We start from the raw sequence: 24793 nt of genomic DNA, 5'->3' as shown, positions 1-24793 counted from the left end.
CTCAGGCCACATCGGCCAATGACACCGCGGACTCCATGTCCACAGCCACGATGCGTGATACGCCCTGCTCTTGCATGGTCACGCCGATCAACTGCTCCGCCATTTCCATGGCGATCTTGTTGTGGCTGATGAACAAAAACTGGGTCCCTTTGCCCATGCCCTTAACCAGCTTGGTATAACGCTCGGTGTTGGCGTCGTCCAGCGGCGCGTCCACCTCGTCGAGCAAGCAAAACGGGGCCGGATTGAGCTGAAAAATCGCAAACACCAGTGCAATCGCGGTCAGGGCTTTTTCGCCGCCCGACAGCAAGTGGATGGTCTGGTTTTTCTTGCCGGGCGGCTGGGCCAGCACCTGAACACCGGCGTCCAAAATTTCGTCACCGGTCATGACCAAACGCGCATTGCCGCCCCCAAACAATTCAGGGAACATGCGGCTGAAGTGCTCATTGACGATCTTGAAAGTACCGCCCAGAAGCTCGCGGGTTTCGACGTCGATTTTCCGAATCGCATCTTCCAGCGTGTTCATCGCGTCATTCAGGTCGGCGCACTGGGCATCCAGGAAGGTCTTGCGCTCACGCGATGTGGTGAGCTCTTCGAGTGCGGCCAAATTGACCGGGCCCAAAGCGGTGATTTCGCGGTGGATGCGGTCGATCTCGCCTTGCAGGCCGGTCACGCGCACCTGGCCTGCCTCAATCGAAGTGGCTACGGCCTCCAGGTCGGCCTGGGCGTCAGCCAGCAGCTGGGTGTATTGTTCCAGACCCAGGCGGGCCGCTTGCTCCTTGAGCTGCAAATCGGTGATGCGCTGGCGCAGGGGGTCGAGTTCGCGCTCGAAGCTCACGCGGCGCTCGTCGCTGGCGCGCAGTTTGGCCGTCAGGTCGTCGTAGGCGCTGCGCCGTGCGCCCAGGGCTTGCTCGCGCTCCAGTTTGACGGCCAGCACGTTTTGCAGCCCGGCTTGGGCAGCGGCATCGGTCAAGCGGCTGAGTTCGTCACGGGCGCGCTGCATTTCGGCGTCAATGCTGATCACTTGCTGCTGTGCGGTCTCCAGCGTGCGCTTCAGCTCGGCCCGGCGGGCGTCCAGGCTGCGCTGCGAGAACTGCGCTTCTTGCGCCCGGCGCTCCAGGCTACGCTGCTGTTCGCGGCATTCGGCCAGCTTGCGCTCGGCCTCGATCACGCGCTCGTCCAGCTGGGCGTGGCGCTCTTGGGTGTCGGCCAGCTGCATGTCCAGCTCTTCAAAACGGGCTTCGGCGGTGACGCGGCGCTCTTGCAATTCGTCGAGCAAAGCCTCGACTTCGGCCAAGTCGTTGCTGATTTGGTCGCTGCGGGCGCGCGTTTGCGCCACCAACTGCGACAGGCGCAGGGTTTCGACCTGCAGCTCGTGCGTGCGCGACTGGCTTTCGCTGGCTTCGCGTCGCACGGTGATCAGGCGTTGCGAGGCGTCGGCATAGGCCGCCTCGGCCCGCACCAGGGCGCTGCGGCTTTCTTCAGAAATCAGGGTCTGGGCGCGCAGCTGCTTGTCGAGATTTTCGATCTCTTGAGCGCGGCCCAGCAAACCGGCTTGCTCGGAGTCTTGCGCGTAGAACACCACGCTGTTCAGGTCCACGGCATGCCCCGCTTGCACAAACAGGGTTTCGCCCGCTTGCAGTTGGCCGCGCCAGGCCAACGCATCGTCGATGTTGGGCGCCGTGTAGCAGCCTTGCAGCCAGTCTGCCAGCAAGGCTGACAGCCCGGCATCGTGCACGCGCAACCAGTCTGCCAGGGGCTTGCACCCCGAGGGCATGCCGCTGCGCGGTGCGGCCTTGGTGGCCAATGGTGGGCTGAAAAAGCTCAGCTTGGCAGGCGGGGCGTCATTGGCAAAGGCGCGGACCATGTCCAAGCGTGAGACTTCGAGCGCCGACAAGCGCTCGCGCAGGGCCGATTCGAGGGCGTTTTCCCAGCCGGGCGCAGTATGAATGCGGCTCCAAAGGCCTTCCAGACCGTCCATCCCGTGCTTGGCCAGCCAAGGCTTGAGTTTGCCGTCGGTGCGGACTTTTTCCTGCAGGGCCTTGAGCGCCTCGATGCGGGCGCTCAGATCGGCCAAGCGGGACGACTCATTGTTCACGGCAGATTGGCGGGTGCGGCGGTCTTCGTCCAGCGAGGGCACCTGTTCTTGCAGTTCTTGCAAGCGGGCTTGCGATTGAACAGACAGGGCTTCGGCCTCGGCCAGCTGTTCTTGCAACTGCTGCAGGCGTGCTTCGTCGGGGGCGGCCAAGGCGTTGCGCTCGGTCAGCAGGCGCTCGCGGCGGTTGTCGATCTGGCGCGATTGCTCTTCAACGTTGCGCTGGTCTGCGGCCAGCACACCAATTTGCTGCTGCACCTGCACCACCGTGGCGCGCTGGGTATTGGCGTCGTTTTGCGCTTTGCGCAGGGCTTCTTCCAGATCGGGCAAGGCCATGGCTTGGTCTTCCACCTGGGCGGCCAGCGTCATGCTTTGGTCTTCAGCCATGGCCGCTTGCTCTGACAAAGTCTGCAGCTCGGCTTGCGCGTCTTGGCTGCGGGTGTCCCATTGTGCGGTTTGCTCCACCAACTGCTTCAGGCGTTGTTCTGCGCGTTGGCGACCTTCGACCACAAAGCGGATTTCCGCTTCAAGCTTTCCGACCTCGGCACTGGCTTCGTACAGCTTGCCTTGGGCTTGGTTGACCTCGTCACCTGCGGCGTAATGCGCCTGGCGGATGGTTTCCAAATCGGCTTCGACGTGCCGTAAATCGGCCATGCGCGATTCCAGTGCATTGACCGCTTGGTCAACGTCCGACTTCATGCGGCCTTGGTCGGCCTCAGCGTCGCGGCGTTTCAAGAACCACAACTGATGTTGCTTGAGCATGCTGTCGGCTTGCAAGTTGTTGTAACGCTGGGCCACTTCAGCTTGCTTTTCCAACTTTTCCAGATTGGCGTTCAGTTCGCGCAAGATATCGTCGACCCGGGTCAGGTTTTCGCGGGTGTCCGACAGGCGGTTTTCGGTCTCGCGGCGACGCTCTTTGTACTTGGAAACGCCTGCGGCTTCTTCAAGAAACAAGCGCAGCTCTTCGGGGCGTGACTCGATGATGCGGCTGATGGTGCCCTGGCCAATGATGGCGTAGGCGCGTGGGCCCAGGCCTGTGCCCAAAAACACGTCCTGCACGTCACGGCGGCGCACCGGCTGGTTGTTGATGTAATAACTGCTGTTGCCGTCGCGGGTCAGCACGCGCTTGAGAGATATTTCGGCAAACTGGCCCCACTGGCCACCGGCGCGGTGATCGGCATTGTCAAAGACCAGCTCCACGCTGGCGCGGCTGGCGGGTTTGCGGGTGTTGGTGCCGTTGAAAATCACGTCCTGCATGGACTCGCCACGCAATTCGGACGCCTTGGACTCACCCAGCACCCAACGCACCGCGTCCATGATGTTGGATTTTCCGCAACCGTTGGGCCCGACCACGCCCACCAACTGCCCAGGGAGCAGAAAGTTGGTCGGTTCGGCGAACGATTTGAAGCCGGAAAGCTTGATGGAATTGAGGCGCACGGCGGTTTTGTTGGTGGTCGGATCGGATGGAGATCAGCCAGATGGGCCAGCCCAAATGGCCAACACCGTTCAAAACGTCAATGTTACCCGACAGGCATGGTGAAAAACCTGCTGACAAGCACGAGGACCAACGGGCACCCTTGATCCCGGATAATCGGGGCATGAATCCCCTCCTCGCCAAGCTGCAACCCTACCCTTTTGAACGGCTCAAGCAGCTGTTCGCCAGTGTCACCCCCAACCCTGCCTTCAAGCCCATCAGCTTGGGCATTGGCGAGCCCAAACACGCCACACCGGCTTTCATTCAGGACGCGCTCAAGGCGGCGGTGGCCACCGGTTTGTCGGCCTACCCCGCCACAGCGGGCGAGCCCGCCTTGCGCAAAGCCTGTACGGCTTGGCTCCAGACCCGCTATGACCTGACGCTGGACGCAGCCACCCAAGTGCTGCCGGTGAATGGCTCGCGCGAGGCGCTGTTTGCCCTGACGCAGACCGTGATCGACCCCACCCGACCCGGCGCGACGGTGGTCAGCCCCAACCCTTTTTACCAAATCTACGAAGGCGCTGCGCTGCTGGCCGGGGCCGAATTGCACTACGTGCCCAGCGACCCCGCGCGCAACTTTGCCAACGACTGGGACAGCGTGCCTGCCGCCGTCTGGGCGCGCACGCAGCTGCTGTTCGTCTGCTCGCCCGGCAACCCCACGGGGGCCGTGATGCCGCTGTCGGAATGGCAAAGGCTGTTTGCGCTGTCCGACCAGCACGGTTTCGTGATCGCCTCGGACGAGTGCTACAGCGAGATTTACTTCCGCGAAGAAGCACCTTTGAGCGGTCTGGAAGCCGCCCACCTGCTCGGCCGCACCGATTTCAAACGCCTGATCGCCTTCACCAGCCTCAGCAAGCGCAGCAATGTGCCGGGCCTGCGCAGCGGTTTTGTGGCGGGCGACGCGGCCATCATCCAGCAGTTCTTGCTCTACCGCACCTACCATGGCAGCGCCATGAGCCCAGTGGTGCAATCGGCCAGCGTGGCCGCCTGGGGCGACGAAGCCCACGTGGTGGACAACCGCAACCAGTACCGCACCAAGTTTGCCCAGGTCACACCCGTGCTGGCCCAGGTGCTGGATGTGAAACTGCCCGACGCCAGCTTTTACCTTTGGGCCGGTGTGCCTGCGGGTTGGCAAGGCGACGACGCGGCCTTTGCCAAGGCCCTTTACGAGGCCGAAAGCGTCACCGTGCTGCCTGGCAGCTACCTGGCGCGGGATTTCAACGGCAGCAACCCGGGCGAGGGCCGCATCCGCATGGCGCTGGTGGCCGAGACGGCCGAATGCCTGGAAGCGGCCGAGCGCATCGCCCGTTTTGTGCGTGCACACCCCAAAAAGGCTTGATCATGACCACCTGTCACGACACCCTGCGACTGGCCGAGCAGTTGATTTCCAAACCCTCGGTCACGCCTGAGGATGCGGGCTGTCTCGACCTGATCGCCGATGCTTTGAACCCTTTGGGCTTCGTCTGCGAATTCATGGACTCCGGCCCCGACACCTTTCGCGTGCGCAACCTGTGGGCCACGCGCGCGGGCAGCTCGGGCCAGACCCTGGCCTTTGCCGGTCACACCGACGTGGTGCCCACCGGGCCACTCACGCAATGGCACAGCGACCCCTTCACCCCCACCCACAAAGACGGCAAGTTGTTTGGGCGCGGTGCGAGCGACATGAAAACCTCGCTGGCGGCCATGGTGGTGGCAGTGAAAGAGTTTCTGGCAGCCAATCCCAACCCAGCTTTGGGCATCGCCTTTTTGCTGACCAGCGACGAAGAGGGCCCGGCGCTCGACGGCACGGTGGTGGTCTGCAAAGCCTTGGTGGCAAGAGGTGATGTGCCGCAGTTTTGCATCGTGGGCGAACCCACCTCGGTGCAGCAAACCGGCGACATGATCAAGAACGGTCGACGCGGCACCCTGAGCGGCAAACTCACCATCCAAGGCGTGCAAGGCCACATCGCCTACCCGCACTTGGCCGACAACCCGATCCACCGGCTGGCCCCAGCGCTGGCCGAACTGGTGGCCATCCGTTGGGATGAAGGCAATGCCTTCTTCCAACCCACCAGCTGGCAGGTCAGCAACATCCACTCGGGCACAGGCGCGAGCAACGTGATCCCCGGCGACTGCGTGGTGGACTTCAACTTTCGTTTTTGCACCGAATCCACCCCCGAGAGCCTTCAAAAGCGCTTGACCGCAGTTCTGGACCAACAGGGCCTCCAGTACGATTTGAAATGGACCATTGGCGGGCTGCCGTTTTTGACCACGCCGGGCACCTTGGTGGCCGCCATTCAAAAAGCCATCGCCGATGAAACCGGCCTGACCACCGAGCTGTCCACCACCGGCGGCACCAGCGATGGCCGCTTCATCGCGCAGATTTGCCCGCAGGTCATCGAGTTCGGCCCGCCCAACGCGACGATTCACAAGGTCAACGAGCATGTGGCGCTGAGTGACATCGCGCCGCTCAAGGCCATCTACCGCCGCACGCTGGAACACCTCAACGCCGGCCTGTGCGCATGAGCACCTTGACCCTTTCGGGCTTGATCGCGGCATCTTCCGAGCGGCTCACACACGCGGGTGTGGTCTTCGGCCACGGCACCCAGAGCGCCTTTGACGAAGCCGTCTGGCTGGTGCTCTGGCGTCTGGGCTTGCCGCTGGACACGGACTTGGACGAAGTGGACGATCAAGCCAAACATACAGTCTCGCCCGAGCAGCAAGCCGCCTGCGCTGCGCTGATCGAACAGCGCATCGCCACCCGCAAGCCCGCCGCCTACCTCACGCAAGAAGCCTGGCTGCAGGGTGTGTCGTTTTACATCGACGAGCGCGCCATCGTGCCGCGCAGCCTGATTGCCGAAGTGCTGGCGGACGGCACCATCGACGCCTGGCTGAGCGACCAGACCACGCGCGTGCTGGACCTGTGCACCGGCAACGGCAGCCTGGCCGTGCTGGCGGCGCTGGCTTGGCCCGAAGTGCAAGTCACCGGGGCGGACATTTCGGATGATGCGCTGGCCGTGGCCGCCATCAATGTGGAGCGTCACGACTTGCATGCGCGCGTCCAACTGATCCACAGCGACGGCCTGAGTGCATTGCCGGGCCCGTTTGACCTCATCTTGTGCAACCCGCCTTATGTGTGCCAGGCCAGCATGGCCGCCCTGCCCGCCGAATACCGCGCCGAGCCTGAACTGGCGCTGGCGGGCGGCACCGATGGCATGGACTTTGTGCGGCAACTGTTCAAGGATGCGCCTGGGCGCATGAGCGAACACGCCGTCTTGGTGCTGGAGATCGGCAACGAGGTGGCTCACTTCATCGCAGCCTTCCCCAAACTCGAAGTCGCTTGGCTGGACACCAGCGCGGGCGACGATCAGGTGCTGCTGATCACCCGCAAAGCCTTGCTCAGCTTGTAAATGCCCTGCCTGCTGGCCTGGGAAACGAGCTAATTTTCAACACGCCATCTCACCGACACACACATCGGCGAAAATGTTGGGTTGTGCTTTAGGAGGTCAGTCCCTCCCAACTGACCCTGCTCCCCATACCGGCATCCGTTCCGGATACTGCTTTTCATGATCAATCTTAAAAACGTCACCCTCCGCAGAGGCACCAAGGTGCTGCTGGACAAAGCTTCTGTCACCCTCAACCCCGGAGAAAAAGTCGGTCTGGTGGGGCGCAACGGGGCGGGCAAATCCACCTTGTTTGCGTTGTTCAACGGCAGCTTGACCGAGGACGGCGGCGACTTTGAAATGCCGCGCCAGTGGCGCATGGGCCAAGTGGCACAAAACATGCCCGAGACCGACCAAGCCGCCGCTGACTTTGTGTTGGAAGGTGACACCCGATTGGCCGAGTTGCGCCAACGTTTGGTGGTGGCTGAAGCCAGTGGCGACGGCATGGAAATGGCCCACGTTTACACCGACTTGGCCGATGCCGGGGACCACGACGCTATGCCCCGCGCAGAAGCCCTGATTTTGGGCCTGGGCTTTCGGGTGGACGAGCTCAACAACCCGGTCAACAGCTTTTCGGGCGGCTGGCGCATGCGCTTACAGCTGGCCCGTGCGCTGATGTGCCCGTCTGACATTCTTATCCTGGACGAGCCCACCAACCACTTGGACTTGGACGCTCTGGTCTGGCTGGAAGCCTGGCTGCAGCGCTACGCGGGCACGATGATCGTGATCAGCCACGACCGCGAGTTTCTGGATGCCGTGACCGATGTCACCTTGCACATCGACCACGCCAAACTCACCCGTTACGGCAGCAACTACAGTGGCTTTGAAATCCTGCGGGCACAGCAAATGGAACTGCAACAAGCTTCGTTCTCCAAGCAGCAAGACAAGATCGCCCACTTGCAAAAGTTCATCACCCGCTTCAAGGCCCAGGCCAGCAAAGCCAAGCAGGCGCAAAGCCGCGTCAAAGCGCTCGAACGCATGGAGAAAGTGGCGCCGCTGCTGGCCGATGCCGAATTCACCTTTGGCTTCAAAGAACCCAACAACCTGCCCAACCCGATGCTGGCCATCAGCGACGCGAGTTTTGGTTATGTGGTGGACGATGTGCCCAAAGCCATTTTGCAAGGTGTGAGCAAATCGGTGTTGGCGGGCCAGCGCATCGGCATTTTGGGGGCCAACGGTCAAGGTAAATCGACCCTTGTCAAAACCATTGCCCGCACCATGCCGCTGCTGGCCGGTACGCTGACCGAGGGCAAGGGCCTGAACATCGGCTACTTTGCACAACAAGAACTCGATGTGCTGCACCCCAACGACAACCCACTGGAACACATGATTCGCCTGGCCAAAGAGCTGGGCAGCAACGAGCCCAGCCGCGAGCAGGACCTGCGCAACTACCTGGGCACCTTCAACTTCAGTGGCGACATGGTCAAGCAGTCTGTGGGCTCCATGAGCGGCGGCGAAAAAGCCCGCCTGGTGCTGGCCATGATCGTGTGGCAAAGGCCCAACCTGCTGCTGCTGGACGAGCCCACCAACCACCTGGACTTGGCCACGCGTGAGGCGCTATCCATGGCCCTCAACGAGTTCGAAGGCACCGTGATGCTGGTCAGCCACGACCGCGCCTTGTTGCGCGCTGTGTGCGACGAGTTCTGGATGGTGGGCCGAGGCAAGGTCGAGCCTTTTGATGGCGACTTGGACGACTACCAAAAGTACCTGCTGGAAGAGTCCAAACGTCTGCGTGAAGAAGCCAAAAATTCGGCCCGCGATGCTGTGGTCACGGCGACCACGGCACCAGTTCCAGCGGCAAGCGCCATCGTGCCGCACAGCGACCAAAGCCCTCCGAGTGATGCTCCTGCGCCGGCACCCGCAGCAGCCGTTGCTGTCAAGGGATCAAGTGCGGCCGTGACGCAGACCGGCACCACCGGACTGAACAGCGCCGAGCAGCGCAAACACGACGCCCAAAAACGCCAGCAACTGGCCGCGCAAACCCGCCCGCTCAAGCGCGAGCTGGAGCAAAACGAGCAGCGCATGGCCAACATCGAAACCGAGAAAACCCGATTGGAAGCGCTGCTGACCACCCCCGTATCCCCCGCTGAAATGGCCGACGCGGGACGCCGTCTCAAAGCCATGGCCGACGAAGTGGCCGCCCTGGAAGAACGCTGGCTGGAGCTGACGTCTTTGCTCGAGGAGACTGAAACGACGCTATAGACCTGCTCGTCACCAGCGAACAGGACAACAAACCCAGATTGGCTTCGGGCAGACCAAAGCACAGGCATCGCCCGCCGACTCGGTAAAGAAAGGCCAGCGCGATGGCAAGCAAGATTTCGTGTCAATCCTCATTCACTGTCCGAGCAGACTGAGCGCGCAGCTTCATCAGGCGCTGCGGACGATAGACCAACACGGTGTCACCCTTGGCGTTCTTCACCGTGTTTTGAGTGCGCACAATGCCTCTGTCCCCCTTGGATGTCAGCCGCGCCTCCACTACCTCGCAATGGACAAAAATGGTATCGCCCACACAGGTTGGGGCCTTGGCATCAAGCTCGAGGTTAAGAAAGGCCAGACCAGTGCCATCGATGGACGGAAGAATCAAGCCTTCGGACATGGCCAACACCATGGCCAAGGGCACTGGACGTCCCGCAATGGCATTGGCCGAGCGATCATGCAGGTTGGTAAACAGATCCTCATGAAACCAAGCGAAGTTGATGAAAGTACTCAGGTCACTTTCAAGAATGGTGCGTCCGGCACTGCGCCAAGTGGTTCCCATTTGACAATCTTCAAAATAAAGGGCGCAGCTCAGGCGGCCAAGATCGCTCATGCATAACTCCTTGTATGAATCAGTAGGATTTGGGCAAGCCAAGCACCTTCTCTGCGATGTAACTCATGATGAGTTGGATGCTGATTGGTGCAATGCGCAGCAGCATGGCTTCACGGAAATATCGCTCAACGTGGTATTCTTTTGCATAACCAAAGCCCCCATGGGTGAGCACAGCGTTTTCGCAAGCTCTGAAACCAGCCTCCCCGGCCAAATATTTGGCGGCGTTCGATTCCGCACCGCACGGCAAACCCTGGTCATAAAGCCAAGCGGCTTTCATGACCATCAAATTGGCCGCCTCCAGCTCCATCCAGCACTTGGCCAAGGGATGCTGAACGCCTTGGTTCTTCCCAATGGGTCGGTCAAAAACAATCCGCTCGCCCGCATATTCTGCGGCCCTCTTGAGCGCCACGCGCCCTAGTCCAATGGCCCCTGCGGCCGCCAATGCACGCTCGGGATTGATGCTGTGCAAGATGGCTCGAAAGCCTTTGCCCTCCTCACCAATCAAGTCTTCTTGGGGTATGGGCAGGTTGTCAATGAACAACTCATTCGAATCTACGGCTTTGCGACCGAGTTTTTCGATCTCTTTGACGTCGACATAGCGCCTGTCCAGGTTGGTGTAAAACAAGCTCAAACCATCGGTCGGACTCTTGACGTCCTCTAAAGGCGTTGTGCGGGCAAGTAGCAGCATCTTTTCAGTCACCTGCGCCGTGCTGATCCAGACCTTTCGGCCATTGACCAGGTAACCATTAGCGGTCTTCTTGGCAAAGGTTTTGAGTTGCGTGGTGTTCAAACCCGTATTGGGTTCGGTGACAGCAAAGCAAGCCTTTTCCCTGCCTGCAATCAGCGGCGGCAGAATTCGGCGTTTTTGCTCTTCCGTACCAAAAACCACCACCGGATTGAGGCCAAAGATATTCATGTGAATGGCGGAGACACCGCTCATGCCTGCGCCTGATTCGCTGATGGCCTGCACCATGATGGCCGCTTCCTGAATGCCCAGGCCAGATCCGCCATAGGCTTCTGGCATGCAAACACCCAGCCAGCCGGCATCGGCAATGGCTTTATGAAAATCTAAAGGAAATCCGCCATTGCGGTCCCGATCAAGCCAATAAGCAGCATCAAAGGGTTTGCAAACTTGCAATATCCCCTCGCGAATCGCTTCCTGTTCTGGTGTCCAAGCAAAATTCATCTTCTATCTCCTGTTAATCCAGTTTGAGGCCAAGTGCTTCGACTGTTTTCTTGTAACGGTCCATTTCTTCCGAGAAGAAAGTGCTGTAACGTTCTGGCGTCGTCGCAATCGAATAAGCCCCTTGTGCTGCCAAGGCCGCCCGCATTTCCGGACTGGCCATGGCCTTGCTGATTTCGGCCCCCATGCGCTGGACAATCGCTGACGGTGTCTTGGCGGGCGCCATGATGCCCTGCCAGGCTGCTGCATCAATCGGGCTGGAGCCACCCTCCACCAAAGTTTGCACTTCAGGCAGTACGTGCGATCGCTGCGGCGATGTCACAAAAAGCGGCTTGATCCGGCCAGCCTTGATCAGACTCAAGGGTGAATTGATCGAATCAAGTTGAAAATGCGTAGAGCCGCCTATCAGACCTTGCAAAGCCTCGCTGCTGCCCTTGTAGGGAGCATGGACTGCATTCAAACCGTTGGCCTGCAAGATCATGGCCGCTGCCACATGGGCCAGGTTTCCGGTACCTGGGCTGCCGTAATTGAATTTACCGGGGTTGGCCCGCACCTGCGCAGCCCATTCACGGAAATTGCTTGCTGGAAAAGATGCCTCGACGATCAACACCAAAGGCAAGGCCGCCGTGCCATTGACGGGCAGCAAATCTTTGCGTGGATCGATCAGGTTTTTGCTGCTGAGCGCATGACTAAGAGCCAGCGAAGAACTGTTGTAAAGAAAGGTGTGCCCGTCAGGTGCAGCACGGGCCACGGCGGCTGCGGCGATATTGCCATTGGCACCGGGCCTGTTTTCGACCACGACTTGCTGCTTGAACTGCTCTGACAGGCGGATTGCCAAAGCACGGGCTACCAAGTCATTGGGGCCTCCGGGCGGGAATCCTAATATCAACTGCACGGGCTTGGATGGCCACGCATCGCTTTGTGCCAGAGACAACTGAGTGGCAGCACCCGCAAGCAGGCCCATACCGGAAGCGAGAACTTTTCGACGATTGATTTTTTGCATGATGTGTCTCCTAGATGGCTGATTGAATAATGGCTCCCGATGACAAGAGCTTTTCGATTTGCGGTCCGGGCAGACCCGCTTGCTGCAAAATTTCAACGGTGTGCTGACCCAAGCGTGGCGGCAGTGTCGGCTGTGCTGCCACGCCATCAAACTTCAAAGGCGCAGCAGGCGTCACGATGTCGCCCATTGTGGGGTCGGCCATTGTGGTGAAAAAGGCCGTTTGGGCGAGTTGCGGGTCACGCTCCAGATCGGCAAGGCGGTTGTAGGGTGCCACGGGTATGTCCAGTCGCTCGCAGGTCGCAAGCCAGTCGGCCGTAGACCTCAACGACACAGCGCTCGCGAGCTCGGCATATAAGGCATCAATGTTGCGAGTGCGAGCTGCGATACCTTGAAAACGCTCATCTTCTAGCAAGGACGAGCGTCCCGCTTCAGTGAAAAAGCGAAACCAATGTTGGTCAGAATAAGGAACGATGCAAATGTAGCCATCGGCAGTCCGGTAGGGTCTTCGCCAGACGGTCAACATGCGCGAGTAACCGGCATTGGCCAGAGGAGGCCTGAAATGCTGGCCGTAGAAATGCTCCACCAACGTGAAATTGACCATGGCCTCAAACATGGGCATCTCGACATACGAACCATGCCCCTGTTGTGCACGCGCAAGCAGCGCAATGAGGATCGCTTGGGTCGCATACAAGGCGCAGGCCTTGTCACAAATGACCGTTGGCAAATAGGCCGGCTCACGGCCCTGCAACTCACTCAAAGAAGCCAATCCGCACAAGCCTTGAATGATGTCATCGTATGCCGGTCGGCCGGCGTAAGGTCCGTCCTCGGCAAACCCATGGATGGCCACAACGACGATTCGAGGATTTCGCCCCCGCAGCACATCGGGTGCCAGGCCGAGCGCCGCCATCTTCTGCGGACGCATGCTGTAGACCAACACGTCTGCACTGTCGATCAACACCATCAAAGCCTCGCGGGCATCTTTCAGCTTTAAATCGAGCACGATACTGCGCTTGCTGCGGTTGGCCCCTAAGAAGGTGGCAGCCATGCCGGGCTCCAGGGCGGGTCCCGTGGCGCGGGTTGAATCGCCCGCAGGTGATTCAATCTTGACAACATCGGCGCCGTAGTCGCCCAGCATCTGGGTTGCATAAGGTCCGAGCATGACCGAGGTCATGTCAAGGATGCGGATACCGGCCAGTGGCCGAGCAGCAAGTTGAGAACTCACAGGGCAGGCCTTTGCATGTATTCGGGGGCCTTGCCGGGCACATACAGACACATGAACTGAACCCCCTGCTCTCCAGCCATAACCTTGGGTATGGTCTCGTCGTGGCTCACATACATTTGCTCCCAAACTCCCAATGCGTGGCCGCCTGTCAAGGCCGTGCCTTGCAGCACGAACAAAAACTGTCCTTGGCTGCCCTGCGGGTGAGTTGACATCCAACTGGCTTGCGCAGGAAGATTGACCAGACGGACACCCATTCCATCGGCGCCCAGGGGAATCTCGAATGTTTCTCGGATCTGACTCCAGGTTCGCATGTGTTCGACAGAAGCCACTGAAATGTTGGCCGACTGGGCATGACGCTTGGGTCCTGCGATCATCTGCTCGAGACGCTGCGCTATCGGAATAAAACCTGATTCGCTGACAGGCCGCAGCGTGAAGTATTGAATGCCCTGTGGACCGGCGACCAGTGGGCCGTATCCGGTGTAGGCCCCGGCGTAATGCACAACCACTGGCATCAAAGCTTGACGTCCGAGTGCCCCCGAGCCACCCACAAACACCTGAAACTGGTTCTGACGATGAAAGTGCGGCATGAATTCGAAATCGGGCGGCTGCTCGATCAAGGACACAGTGGGAGACAACACAGGGTCTTCGCCCGTATCCATCCACTCGCCTTTGTGAAAAATAACACCCATTGCAGGCGCAGGCCTGCGGCGAGTTTCCCCCTGAAACCGGGTACCAATAGTGATCATGCCCCCACTCCTTGAACATGTCTGTTGCGCGGGACGAAAACGCCACCCACCAGAACCGACGGCGGGCAAAAGCGGCCGATCGCTTCCCGAAGCAATGCACTGAAATTCGCGGCATTGGCGCGGATCAAAGCACTAGGCGCACCAATACCAATGGCCAGCGGTGTTTCGTGAACAGGCGTGGGCACCATCACAGCCACCACACCAGCGCCGGGACTGACCTTATCAAATGACACCGAACATCCCACTGCACGTATGGCAAGCAGCTCGCGTCGAATCGCTCCAACATTCAGTGGGGTCATCCCAGGGGCCAATCCGGCATTGTGTGTGCGCACCACTTGATCCACCTCTTCGTCGGACATACTGCTCATGAACAAACGTCCCAGGCCTGAGGTCGGCAAAGGTCGTACCGATCCCGGCATGACATGCATGCGTACCGTACCTGTGGCTTGAACCACCCGGATGTAACGCACCTGCATATGCTCAGGGGCTGCTAACACAACAAGCTGCTGACACTGAGCTCCCACCCATTCCATGATCGATGTCACAGGACCATTGGCATCTAGCAAGGGTGACAGCCAAGCGCCCAGCAATTTCACCCTGGGTGTCGGGCGGTAAGTCCGCCTGTCACCCTGCGACAGATAGCCGCGCTCCACCAAGCTTTGCAACAAAACCGACGTGCTGGACAAGGGGTAGCCGAGCTCGCGCGCAATTTCGCTCAGGCTGGCTTCCCGCTGAATTGTGTCAAAAAACTCCAAAACTTCAATGACGCGGATGGCTGATTTGACATTCATAATGAACACGTTAAAACGCTAATGTAATTCGAGAAAACATGCATGTGAAGTTTGATTTCACATATGTGAAAAAATATTCAAAAAATGATTCTAAACTTGGACATAACAAAAGTTGAGTAAAAAGATACCGCACTGTTAGAAGATGAGCATGTCTGCTAGCTGGCTCCCAATCAAATGAGTCTCCAAATTGGTTGTGAAGAATTTAATCGTTGTTGCAAAACCAAGTACTTGAAGCCCAAAATGCGTCGCCGACACCAAGTTCAGCAATACTCTGCAATTGAGTACATCATCGATGTCATGGCGGTGAGTTGAAGCCGCTTGTTTTTTTCAACGCGTTAATGGCCTGAGATTTATCAACGATGCACTACCGCTTGGAATTGATGATGTCCACAGTGTGTTTTGTTATTAAGTACGGACGAAAAAAAACACCCCGCACTTTCGTACAAGGTGTTTTAAGTTTTACTTTGGTGGGACCAGCGGGGGTCGAACCCACGACAAACGGATTAAAAGTCCGCTGCTCTACCAACTGAGCTATGGTCCCTTTGCTATGGTGCAGTGCACTTAGGCAAGTCTCAAATTATAGCGTCATTTTTTGACCCTCTCAGAGGGGGTCGCTAAAAAATTCAATATTTCAGAAGCCGCACACATGCCAAAGGTGGCCGTCACACTGACCACCGATCCGTAGCCGTGGCAGTTGAGCGAGCCGTCGCTTTCCAAGGCGCATGAAGCATCTGGCGGAGCCACGGCTTCGCGGCTGAAGACACCTTGGACGCCCATGTGTTTGTTGCCCCTGGCGGCTCCATAGTGTTTGCGCAACCGGTACCTCAACTGCGCCAGCAAAGGGTCGTGGGTGATGCGCGACAGGTCGTCCACATCGACCTTGTGCGCCAGGCGTTTACCGCCAGCGGCCCCCACAGTGATGAAGCCCACGCCTTCACCCAGTGCCCATTGCGCCAGGCTCACTTTGGCCTTGACCTGGTCACAGGCGTCAATCAGGGCATCGGGCATGCAGGGCAAGAGCGCAGGCCAATTCTCGGGGCTAACAAAATCGTCAACGGCATCGACTTGGCATTGCGGGTGAATCAAGGCAATGCGTTCTTGCATGGCCAACACTTTGGATTGGCCAGTGGTGTTGCTGAGCGCATGGATTTGGCGGTTGATGTTGGACTCTGAAATGTGGTCCATGTCGATCAGGGTCAAGCGCGCCACGCCGCTGCGGGCCAGGGCTTCTGCCACCCAAGAGCCCACACCACCGATCCCCACCACCACGACATGCGCTTGCCGGATGCGACGCGCACCGGCCACGCCATACAGGCGTTGAAGACCGCCGAACCGGCGGGTGTCGTCGTCTGTTTCCATCGGTGGCATCTCGCTCATGAACTGGTCTTGCAAAATATGCAGCGAAGGGCGCGCGCGAAGGCTCAGACCTGGCGCATTTGCCAATGCAAAGCAGCCCAAGCCCCGGCAAAGATGCCCAGCACCGACAACAGGCTGCCCAGGCTCAAGGTCGACAGCCCACTCAGGCCCTGACCCAAGGTGCACCCCATGGCCAGCACACCGCCTGTGCCCATGAGCGCGCCGCCGAACAAATGGCGCACCAGATCAGCTCGGTGGGTGAAGCCCTCCCAGCGAAAGCTGCCTTGCTGCAATGCGCTCAAACAAGCACCCGCCAAAACACCGGCCACCGTGACCATGCCCAAGGTCAGCCGTTTGCTGCCGTCGCTGTAATAAAGCAAGGCATCGAGCCAGTATCCAACAGGGGCCGTGAAACTGAACGCCTCCATGCGGCCGCTGTGGGTGGCAAGGAACACCGGCTCCAGGGTTTGCGGGTGTTCGGGCACAAAACCCAGCACACCACTGACCCACCACAGTGCCACCACCAGCAAACCAAGACCTGCGCCCGTGACCCAGTTGAACACCGTGTGGAAACGGCGATCTTTGACTACCCACCCCAGCAAAAGCAAGGACACCAGCGCCGCGCTGATGCCCAGTCCCGTGTGCAAGTCCACCGCCCAAAAAGCAGACAACCACTGCCCGACAAAAGGGCCGTACGGCAAATCGATGGCCACCATGTCCATCCCGTGCACGCGCCACACCGCCGTCAAGCCCCGCATGGCCGCCAGCGCCGAGACCGCCATGGCCAGCAAGACTACCAGAGACTTGAGATTGCCCGCCGCCAGACGAACCAAGGATTTGCTGCTGCAGCCCGAGGCCAGCACCATGCCGATACCGAAGACAGCGCCACCCAAAAGCGCCGACAGCCAGGCCAATTGAGAAGAGGCGTAAATGGTGCTCAGCGGACTGATCCAGCCGAGCCAAGCCATCAAGCCGAAACCGGCCGTGGCCACCGCCACAGCCAGTGCCCATTGCCGCAACCGGGTGGCGTCGCGCATCAACACCCAATCGCTGATGGCACCCATGGTGCAAAAGTGCCCCCGATGGACCAACACTCCCGCCAGCAGCGCTATGGCAAAGCTGGCCCCCTGCACCTCGTAGACCAAATGCTGGACTTCATCCGCAGAAAACAAAACCATCCGATTTCAGCGCAGGCGGCTCAGGCGCTCGCGGGCGGTGCCAGCCGTTTCGGCCTGAGGATAGGTTGCAATCAAATCCTCCAGAGTTTTACGCGCCGCCATCATGTCCTTGAGTTCAATGTGAATGTTGGAGATGGCCAGCATGGACTCGGCCGCACGCGGGTGATTTGGCGCCATGCTCAGCAGCTTCTGGAAATTCGCCATGGATTCCTTGTAAGCCTTGTTGGCGTACTGGGCGTTGCCCAACCAGAACAACGCTGAGGGCACATACGCACTGGCCCCATGCCGCAGCACAAATGACGTCAGCGCGTTCTCCGCCGCAGCAAAATCGGCCTGGCGAAACAACGCCATAGCTTTGTCATGGTCGGCTTTTTCAGCAGGATCGACCATCACCTCCCGGCCATCGATGATGGCGAGCACTGGCTCAAAGCGGCGCAAGCGGTCGTCGACAGTGCTGAGCACGTCTTTTTGACGCAACTGCAATTCCGTCAGGTCGCGCGCCAAGCGCTCTTGTGCGCCCAAGCTTTGCGCCAGTTCCGATTTGAGGCGGTCGATTTGTCCTTGCAAATCCAGCAGCGCACTGCGCAGCTGGGCAATCGCCTGGATTTGTGTCTGATTTTGAGACTGAGCGTTTTGCTCGATCAAGGCGCGGGTGACATTTTGGGATTGCTCCAGCCGCTGGCGCAAATCGAGGATGGCCCGACGCGCTTCATCGTCCCCGCCAAACAACGCCGCTTGCGCTGGACTGGACAAGCTTGCAAAGCAGAAGGTCAAGGTCATGGCGGCGCTTCGCCAGACGGAGCGAACGGGTTGCATGGCAGGCCTCAGTAACGGATTTCAACTCGGCGGTTTTGCGCCTGATCGATGTCGGAGCTGCCGGTGGCCAAGGGCTTTTCCTTGCCAAAGCTCACGGCTTCCAGTTGCGACTCGGGCACGCCCAGCAAGCTCAGCGCCTGGCGCACCGCATCGGCGCGCTTTTGACCCAAAGCCAGGTTGTATTCACGGCCGCCACGGTCATCGGTGTGGCCTTCCAGATTGGCTTTGCGCTGCTTGTTGGTTTGCAAAAACTGGGCATGTGAAGCGATCACGGGACGGGCTTCGGGGCGAAGAACAAAGCTGTCATAGTCAAAAAACACCACATGGGCAATACCAGCAGGGCCTTGACCGGCACTGACCTGGCTGGCCGCGACGGACGCCACAGCGGTCTGCGCGCTACCCTGAGCCACGCCAATGCCTTGGATGGCGACGCCCTGGCCTGAGCCCACAGAAGTTGCGGACTTGTCTTCTACCGGAACGTCATCGAGCTTGACGCCCGAGGCACAACCGGCCAGAACCGCAGAGACCATCAACAACGACCAAAAATGCTTTTTCATATGCAACCTCATGGATAAAACCGGATTTGAAATTCAGAACTCAGGGCCGCACCGGACCCCAATGCGGCTCGCGGATGTCGCCGCCTTGAACAGCCAAACGGGCTTTGATGCGCCCATCCAGTGTGGTGGTCATCAAGGCTTCACCGCCTTGCTGCGTGGCATACACCAGCAAACGGCTGTTAGCAGCAAAACTGGGGCGCTCATCGGCGTTGGTGTCCGTCAAGGCGGTGACCTGACCAGTGGACAGTTCCATCAGGTGCAAGCGGAAGCCGCCAGGCAGTCGAGAGACATAGGCCAGCCAGCGACCATCGGAGCTGATGGCCGGAGAGATGTTGTAGTTGCCAGAAAAAGTCACCCGGTCGGCAGGCCCGCCTTGTGCAGGCATTTTGTAAATTTGGGGGTTACCACCCCGGTCGCTGACAAAGTACAAGGTGTTGCCATCCGGCGAAAACGCCGGTTCGGTGTTGATGTTGCCCGAGGTCAGGCGCTGGGGCTCACCGCCGTGCAAGGACACCCTGTAGAGCTGCGAGCCACCATCGCGGCTGAGCGTGGCCACAATCGAACGGCCGTCAGGGGCCCATGCTGGTGCGCTGTTGGAGCCTTTGAAGTTGGCCACCACCCTGCGCTGACCACTGGCCAATTCGTGCACATAGACCACGGGCTTGCGTGACTCAAAAGACACATAGGCCAGTTGCGTGCCCGCGGGCGACCACGAGGGGGAGATGATGGGCTCTGGACTGCTGAGCGCAGAGCGTGCGCCCTCCCCATCAGAATCGGCAATCCACAGGTTGTAGCGGCCACTGGATTTGGTGACATAGCTGATGCGCGAGGTGAACACACCGGGGGTGCCCGTCAGCTGCTGGTACACCCAGTCGGACACACGGTGGGCCGATAAACGCAGATCTGCAGCGGTGACGTTGTCCCTGAAATCAGACTTTTCTTGTCTCTTGACCGCGTCCCACAGTCGGGCCCTCACATCGTAGCGGCCGTTGGCCAGGCGCGTGACCGATCCCGCCACCAGGGCCTCGGCCGACAAGGGCCGCAGGGCCAACCAATCTGGGCGGCTCATTTCGTCGAGCGCCAGACTTTCTGCAGGCAAAGGATTGAACTGGCCGCTGCGGGCCAAGTCGGCTTGCACAATCTGGGACATCTTCTGGCCGGCCTGGGCTTCGCCCTTGAAAGGCGCCACCAGCACGGGCAATTGGGTCAGACCCACGCCCGTGACTTCGACACGGAACTGCGCCAGTGAACTGCTGGTGGCCAACAACATCCAGAGCCAAACCAACAGCGAACCCAGACGGCGGACAGGTGTGCAAAACAGATTCATGAGCATCAACAGCAGGGCATTACAAATCAAAACGCCAATCGTACACCGTGCAGACCTCTTTTTGACCGATTTCTGCACACTAGCGCAAAGACTGCGTTGCAGAGAACAGGGCGACAGAACAGCCTCTTAGAATAGCAAAATCCATGTCTGAAGTCCCAACCGCCTCCACACCGCCCACGGGCATGACCCCACAGCCTGGCATTGCCCAGCGCTTGTTGCGCCTGAAACCCTATTTTTGGCGGCAACGTGGCGTCTGGGCGCTGGCCATTGGGGCCACTTTGGTCGCCGCCCTGACCGAACCCCTGATTCCTGCCCTGTTCCAGCCTTTGCTGGACAACGGCTTCGCCGAAAACAGTTTGCCCCTGTGGTCCATTCCACTGGTGGTCATTGGCCTTTTTGGCCTGCGTGGTCTGGCGCACTTTGTGGCGCAGTACGCGCTGGCACGTGTGACCAATGACGGCATGGAAAAACTGCGCAGCGACTTGTTTGCCAAACTGGTGCGGGCCGATTTGTCGCTGTTCAGTCGCCAGTCGGCCAGCGCCTTGTCCAACACCGTGGTGTATGAAGTGCAAATTGGTGCATCGCAGCTGGTGTCGGCCCTGATCGGCTTGACCCGCGACGGCTTCACCCTGCTGGCCCTGATTGGTTATTTGATGTGGCTGAACTGGCAGCTCACGGTGGTGGTGTTCACTGTGGCTCCTGGGCTGAGTTGGATCATGAAAGTGCTGTCTCGCCGCTTGTATGGGCTGACCAAGGAAAGCCAAAAAGCCACCGACGATCTGGCCTATGTGGTGGAAGAAAACGTGCTGGCCCACCGCATGGTGCGCTTGCACGGGGCCCAGGCGCAACAAATGGGGCGCTTCAATGCGCTGGGGCAGCGCCTGCGGCGCTTGGCGCTCAAATCCACGGTAGCCTCGTCCGCCATGACACCGCTGACGCAAATCATGGCGGCGATTGCCCTGTCCTTGGTGCTCGTGATCGCGCTGGTGCAAAGCCGCGAAGCCGGATCGGGGACCACGGTGGGCAGTTTTGTGGCCTTCATCACGGCCATGTTGATGCTGATCGCGCCTATCAAACGTCTGGCCGACGTGGCCAACCCCATCACGCGGGGCTTGGCCGCGCTGGAGCGTGGCTTGGCCCTGATGCACGACGCGCCCGAAGAAAGCCAAGGCCAACACCAAACGCTGCGGGCCAACGGCGCCCTGGCGTGGCAGGACGTGTCCGTGCAGTTCAACCCGGACGGTGCACCTGCATTGGCGAACATCCATCTGAGCGTGGCGCCGGGCGAAACGGTGGCCCTGGTGGGCACGTCGGGGGCCGGCAAAACCACGCTCATCCAACTGTTGCCGCGCTTTTTGAGCCCGACCACTGGCCAGGTGCTGCTCGATGGCGTGCCCCTGCCGCTGTGGCAGCTCGACAGCTTGCGCAGCCAGCTGGCCATGGTCAGTCAAGATGTGGTGATGTTCAACGACAGCTTGGCGGCCAATGTGAGCTTGGGCCACACGCCCGACCGCAACAAAGTGCAGCAATGCCTGGAGGCGGCCAATTTGTGGTCCCATGTGCAAACCCTGCCCCAAGGCATGGACACCGATTTGGGCCACAACGCCAACCAGCTCTCGGGGGGGCAGCGCCAGCGCCTGGCGATTGCCCGGGCTCTGTACAAGGATGCTCCTATTTTGATTCTGGACGAGGCCACCTCGGCTCTGGACAACGAGTCTGAACGGCTGGTGCAGGACGCCCTGCAAAAACTAATGCAGGGCCGCACGACCTTGATCGTGGCGCACCGACTGTCCACCATCGAGCATGCCGACCGGGTCATCGTGATGGATCGCGGCCAGATTGTTGAGCAAGGTTCACCCGCCGAGTTGCTGGCAAGTGGTGGCGCTTATGCGCGACTGCACCACCGAGGCGAATGGGCCCCTGCGCTGCAGGCCTGAGTGGCCTCAGAGCAGCACGATGTCGTATTGCTCAGGCCCCAAGGCGGCCTCGACTTGGAGTGAAATCGGCTTGGCAATGAAGTCCGACAAGCCCGCCAAGTGCTGGCTTTCTTCGTCCAGCAGCAAGTCAATGACCGCCGACGTGGCCACAATGCGGAACTCGCGCGGGTCGAACTGACGCGCTTCGCGCAGGATCTCGCGCAAGATGTCGTACACCACCGAGCGCGGCGTCTTGACAATGCCCTTGCCCTGGCAACTCGGGCAGGGTTCGCACAGCATGTGGGCCAAAGATTCGCGGGTGCGCTTGCGCGTCATTTCCAGCAAGCCCAGTGAGGAAAAGCCCCCGGCCATGGTTTTCACGCGGTCACGCGACAGCTGTTTGCGGAACTCGGCCAACACAGCCTCTTGATGTTCGGGGCGGGCCATATCGATGAAGTCGGCAATGATGATGCCGCCCAGGTTGCGCAGGCGCAGTTGCCGGGCAATGGCCTGTGCTGCTTCCAAATTGGTTTTGAAAATCGTGTCTTCAAAATTGCGCGCGCCGACATAACCGCCCGTGTTCACGTCCACTGTGGTCAGCGCCTCGGTTTGGTCAATGATCAGGTACCCGCCCGATTTCAGTTCCACCCGCCGGCCCAGCGCCTTGGCAATTTCCTCGTCGATGGCATACAGGTCAAAAATCGGGCGTTCACCTTTGTACAACTGCAGGCGCTCGGCCGCTTTGGGCATGAACTCGAGCCCAAAGTCCTGCAGCTTGGCAAACTGTTCTTGCGAATCGATGCGGATGCTTTGCGTGGCCTCGCCCACCAGGTCGCGCAACACGCGTTGCAACAGCGTCAAGTCTTGATGCAGGATGGAGGTGGGCGGCCGCCGCAAAGAGGCCTCTTTGATGCGGGTCCAGGTCTTGCGCAGGTAAGCGATGTCGTCTTGCAACTCTTCGTCGCTCGAGTCTTCGGCGTTGGTGCGCAAAATGAAGCCGCCACCGGCGTGGCCGACCAAAGCTTGCACCCTTTGGCGCAGCGCATCGCGCTGCTCTGAAGGGATTTTTTGCGACACCCCGATGTGGTCGTCTTGCGGCAAAAACACCAGATGCCGACCTGCAATGCTGATCTGGGTGGACAGGCGCGCGCCTTTGGTCCCCAAAGGGTCCTTGATCACCTGCACCATGATGGCGCGGCCTTCGAACACCTGCTTTTCGATGGGCACCAGCGGCTGGCCCGTGCGGGCGGCAGCGGCTTCGCCTTCGGCGTGTTTTTGCCAAACATCGGCCACATGCAAAAAAGCCGCCTTGTCGAGGCCAATGTCGATGAAGGCCGATTGCATCCCCGGCAGCACGCGGGCCACTTTGCCCAAGTACACATTCCCCACCAGACCGCGTTCCAGCGTGCGCTCGACATGCAGCTCTTGCACCGCGCCAAACTCGACCACCGCGACCCGTGTTTCCTGGGGCGACCAATTGACCAAAATATCTTGTTGCATGAGGGGCATCAAAAAGGGGGAGTGACAACAACTAACCGTTCGCCGCAGAGCCGAGGCGCGTCACGTCAGGTGCCAAAGGTCAACAGCGAACGCCCAGCAAGCGCAGCAAGGCAGCCGTCTCAAACAGCGGCAAACCCATGATGCCTGAATAACTGCCACGGATCTTTTCAATATGGGCAGCCGCCCTGCCCTGCACCCCGTATGCGCCGGCTTTGCCCATCGGCTCGTCCGTGACCACGTAAGCCTGGATCTGCGCCAGCGACATGGGGGCAAAGCGCACCCAGGACTCGGAAACGGCGGCCACACGCCGGGCGCCCTGTTGCACGGCTACAGCGGTCAACACGCGGTGGGATTGGCCCCCTAGACGCTGCAAGATGCGCACCGCATCGGCTTTGTCCTTCGGTTTGCCCAACATATCGCGGCCCAAGCACACCGTGGTGTCGGCGCACAACACGGGCGCGTCTGGCAAGGCTTGGCGTTGCAAGCGCAGCACAGCGGCATCGAGTTTGAGGCCTGTGACCCGCGCCACGTAGCGTGCTGGCGCTTCCGCACCACGCACAGCTTCCAGCGACTCGGCGTCTTCGTCAGGCCCGGGCAACAACAGTTTGTGGGCCACTCCGATTTGTTCCAGCAATTGGCTGCGCCGAGGGCTTTGAGAGGCGAGGTAAATGAAGTAGCTCATTCGCGGTGGTAAGGTTTTTTCAAGGGCTTGGTCTATATGGTTGGGTTTAAATGGCTTTCAACGGTAGCGATCACTAACTGAATCAGCCAAAACCTGCCCGTGTAAGTTCTGGTGTAAGTCTACGGGTGCAACGAACAGGCCCACTGTGCTACGTATTGTCGCCTGATATCGGTGAGTTAGCCTCCCTGAAACACAGTCGCGTCGGTATTCCTTAAACTAAAAAACAGGAATAAGACCATGATATGACTATGGCTTCAGCAACGCCCTCTCGGGTTGAAGTGGTGACAAGCGTTCAGCGCCGCTGGTGCTGGACCTCCGAGCAAAAGCTTGAAATCGTCTGACAAACCAACGAGCCCAGCAGCTCCGTCTCGATGGTTGCACGGCAATTTGGCATCACTGCAGCGCAACCCTTTCAATGGCAAAAACCCCGTTTCCTCGATACCTTAAGGTGCAAGCGCTGGAAGCATGTTGGTCATCGGCACAGCGATTCGATTGGATGAATGCAATCGCTTTGCCGTCGCGCGAATTGGCTTGGCGGCCGGCGAGGAGAGAGATGGAACGCCACGAAGCCACGCAAGGCAATGACGACACCTGCCAGTTGCCAACAACGATCTCCCTTCGAACAACTTCGAAATCGCTGCTCTCGTGTTCGGGTTCAGATCACCCCTGGGATCGGCCAGAAAGCCTGCCGGGAAGGACACGGACTCGGGCGTCCCTTC

At 59.7% G+C, this 24793-nt stretch carries 19 protein-coding genes and 1 tRNA gene; 5 read left to right on the top strand and 15 right to left on the bottom strand.

The window, feature by feature from the left end; translation table 11 throughout:
• Position 1 precedes the first annotated feature (1 nt).
• Positions 2–3529, bottom strand: coding sequence for a chromosome segregation protein SMC (gene smc, locus Q0O99_RS10000; RefSeq protein ID WP_293750955.1), 3528 nt, complete (start codon positions 3527–3529; stop codon positions 2–4).
• A gap of 161 nt (positions 3530–3690) precedes the next feature.
• Between smc and dapC the strand changes: the two genes are divergently transcribed.
• From dapC to Q0O99_RS09980, 4 genes are all read left to right on the top strand, one after another.
• Positions 3691–4905: a succinyldiaminopimelate transaminase gene (gene dapC / locus Q0O99_RS09995; RefSeq protein ID WP_293750953.1), complete on the top strand. Its 1215-nt coding sequence runs from the start codon at positions 3691–3693 to the stop codon at positions 4903–4905.
• Positions 4906–4907: 2 nt separating this feature from the next.
• Complete coding sequence (gene dapE / locus Q0O99_RS09990; protein ID WP_293750951.1) at positions 4908–6071, top strand: succinyl-diaminopimelate desuccinylase; 1164 nt, start codon at positions 4908–4910, stop codon at positions 6069–6071.
• On the top strand, positions 6068–6955 hold the full coding sequence (gene prmB / locus Q0O99_RS09985) for a 50S ribosomal protein L3 N(5)-glutamine methyltransferase (protein WP_293750949.1): 888 nt from the start codon (positions 6068–6070) through the stop codon (positions 6953–6955). The genes dapE and prmB overlap by 4 nt, the downstream gene beginning before the upstream one ends.
• Before the next feature lie 156 nt (positions 6956–7111).
• Positions 7112–9190 (top strand): ABC-F family ATP-binding cassette domain-containing protein, encoded by a 2079-nt coding sequence (locus Q0O99_RS09980; protein ID WP_293750947.1) that lies wholly within the window; start codon positions 7112–7114, stop codon positions 9188–9190.
• A 121-nt stretch (positions 9191–9311) separates the two neighbouring features.
• Here the strand turns inward: Q0O99_RS09980 and Q0O99_RS09975 are convergent, their stop codons facing one another.
• From Q0O99_RS09975 to tolB, 12 genes are all read right to left on the bottom strand, one after another.
• Positions 9312–9797: an acyl dehydratase gene (locus Q0O99_RS09975; RefSeq protein WP_293750945.1), complete on the bottom strand. Its 486-nt coding sequence runs from the start codon at positions 9795–9797 to the stop codon at positions 9312–9314.
• Between the two features lie 19 nt (positions 9798–9816).
• The gene (locus Q0O99_RS09970) at positions 9817–10983 is read right to left on the bottom strand and encodes an acyl-CoA dehydrogenase family protein (protein ID WP_293750943.1); all 1167 of its coding nucleotides are present in this window, start codon (positions 10981–10983) and stop codon (positions 9817–9819) included.
• A 13-nt stretch (positions 10984–10996) separates the two neighbouring features.
• Positions 10997–11983: a tripartite tricarboxylate transporter substrate binding protein gene (locus tag Q0O99_RS09965; protein ID WP_293750941.1), complete on the bottom strand. Its 987-nt coding sequence runs from the start codon at positions 11981–11983 to the stop codon at positions 10997–10999.
• Between the two features lie 10 nt (positions 11984–11993).
• Positions 11994–13205 (bottom strand): CoA transferase, encoded by a 1212-nt coding sequence (locus Q0O99_RS09960; protein ID WP_293750939.1) that lies wholly within the window; start codon positions 13203–13205, stop codon positions 11994–11996.
• The gene (locus Q0O99_RS09955; RefSeq protein WP_293750937.1) at positions 13202–13951 is read right to left on the bottom strand and encodes a hypothetical protein; all 750 of its coding nucleotides are present in this window, start codon (positions 13949–13951) and stop codon (positions 13202–13204) included. The genes Q0O99_RS09960 and Q0O99_RS09955 overlap by 4 nt, the downstream gene beginning before the upstream one ends.
• The gene (locus tag Q0O99_RS09950; protein ID WP_293750935.1) at positions 13948–14742 is read right to left on the bottom strand and encodes a helix-turn-helix domain-containing protein; all 795 of its coding nucleotides are present in this window, start codon (positions 14740–14742) and stop codon (positions 13948–13950) included. The genes Q0O99_RS09955 and Q0O99_RS09950 overlap by 4 nt, the downstream gene beginning before the upstream one ends.
• Positions 14743–15207: 465 nt before the next feature.
• Positions 15208–15283: transfer RNA gene (locus tag Q0O99_RS09945), tRNA-Lys, on the bottom strand.
• A gap of 44 nt (positions 15284–15327) precedes the next feature.
• On the bottom strand, positions 15328–16119 hold the full coding sequence (locus Q0O99_RS09940) for a tRNA threonylcarbamoyladenosine dehydratase (RefSeq protein ID WP_293750933.1): 792 nt from the start codon (positions 16117–16119) through the stop codon (positions 15328–15330).
• 44 nt (positions 16120–16163) lie between these two features.
• A complete protein-coding gene (locus tag Q0O99_RS09935; protein ID WP_293750931.1) occupies positions 16164–17276 on the bottom strand; it encodes a YeeE/YedE family protein in 1113 nt (370 codons plus the stop codon).
• A gap of 6 nt (positions 17277–17282) precedes the next feature.
• Positions 17283–18092, bottom strand: coding sequence for a tol-pal system protein YbgF (gene ybgF, locus Q0O99_RS09930; RefSeq protein WP_293750929.1), 810 nt, complete (start codon positions 18090–18092; stop codon positions 17283–17285).
• 8 nt (positions 18093–18100) lie between these two features.
• Positions 18101–18649: a peptidoglycan-associated lipoprotein Pal gene (pal, locus tag Q0O99_RS09925; protein WP_293750928.1), complete on the bottom strand. Its 549-nt coding sequence runs from the start codon at positions 18647–18649 to the stop codon at positions 18101–18103.
• A gap of 40 nt (positions 18650–18689) precedes the next feature.
• Positions 18690–19919: a Tol-Pal system beta propeller repeat protein TolB gene (tolB, locus tag Q0O99_RS09920; RefSeq protein WP_293751034.1), complete on the bottom strand. Its 1230-nt coding sequence runs from the start codon at positions 19917–19919 to the stop codon at positions 18690–18692.
• A gap of 239 nt (positions 19920–20158) precedes the next feature.
• Here tolB and msbA point away from each other — a divergent pair, with 239 nt between their 5' ends.
• Positions 20159–21913, top strand: a complete 1755-nt coding sequence (gene msbA, locus Q0O99_RS09915; RefSeq protein WP_293751032.1) for a lipid A export permease/ATP-binding protein MsbA — start codon at positions 20159–20161, stop codon at positions 21911–21913.
• A 6-nt stretch (positions 21914–21919) separates the two neighbouring features.
• On the opposite strand, the gene rng is transcribed toward msbA, so the two are convergent.
• Together rng and Q0O99_RS09905 are read right to left on the bottom strand one after the other, a co-directional pair.
• Complete coding sequence (gene rng / locus Q0O99_RS09910; RefSeq protein ID WP_293750926.1) at positions 21920–23392, bottom strand: ribonuclease G; 1473 nt, start codon at positions 23390–23392, stop codon at positions 21920–21922.
• A gap of 79 nt (positions 23393–23471) precedes the next feature.
• The gene (locus Q0O99_RS09905; protein ID WP_293750924.1) at positions 23472–24074 is read right to left on the bottom strand and encodes a nucleoside triphosphate pyrophosphatase; all 603 of its coding nucleotides are present in this window, start codon (positions 24072–24074) and stop codon (positions 23472–23474) included.
• Between the last annotated feature and the right edge of the window lie 719 nt (positions 24075–24793).

The sequence above is a fragment of the Limnohabitans sp. Rim8 genome (genome assembly GCF_945901735.1).
In the GTDB taxonomy this organism is placed as follows: domain Bacteria; phylum Pseudomonadota; class Gammaproteobacteria; order Burkholderiales; family Burkholderiaceae_C; genus Limnohabitans_A.
This window is presented reverse-complemented; position numbering and strand designations above follow the sequence as displayed.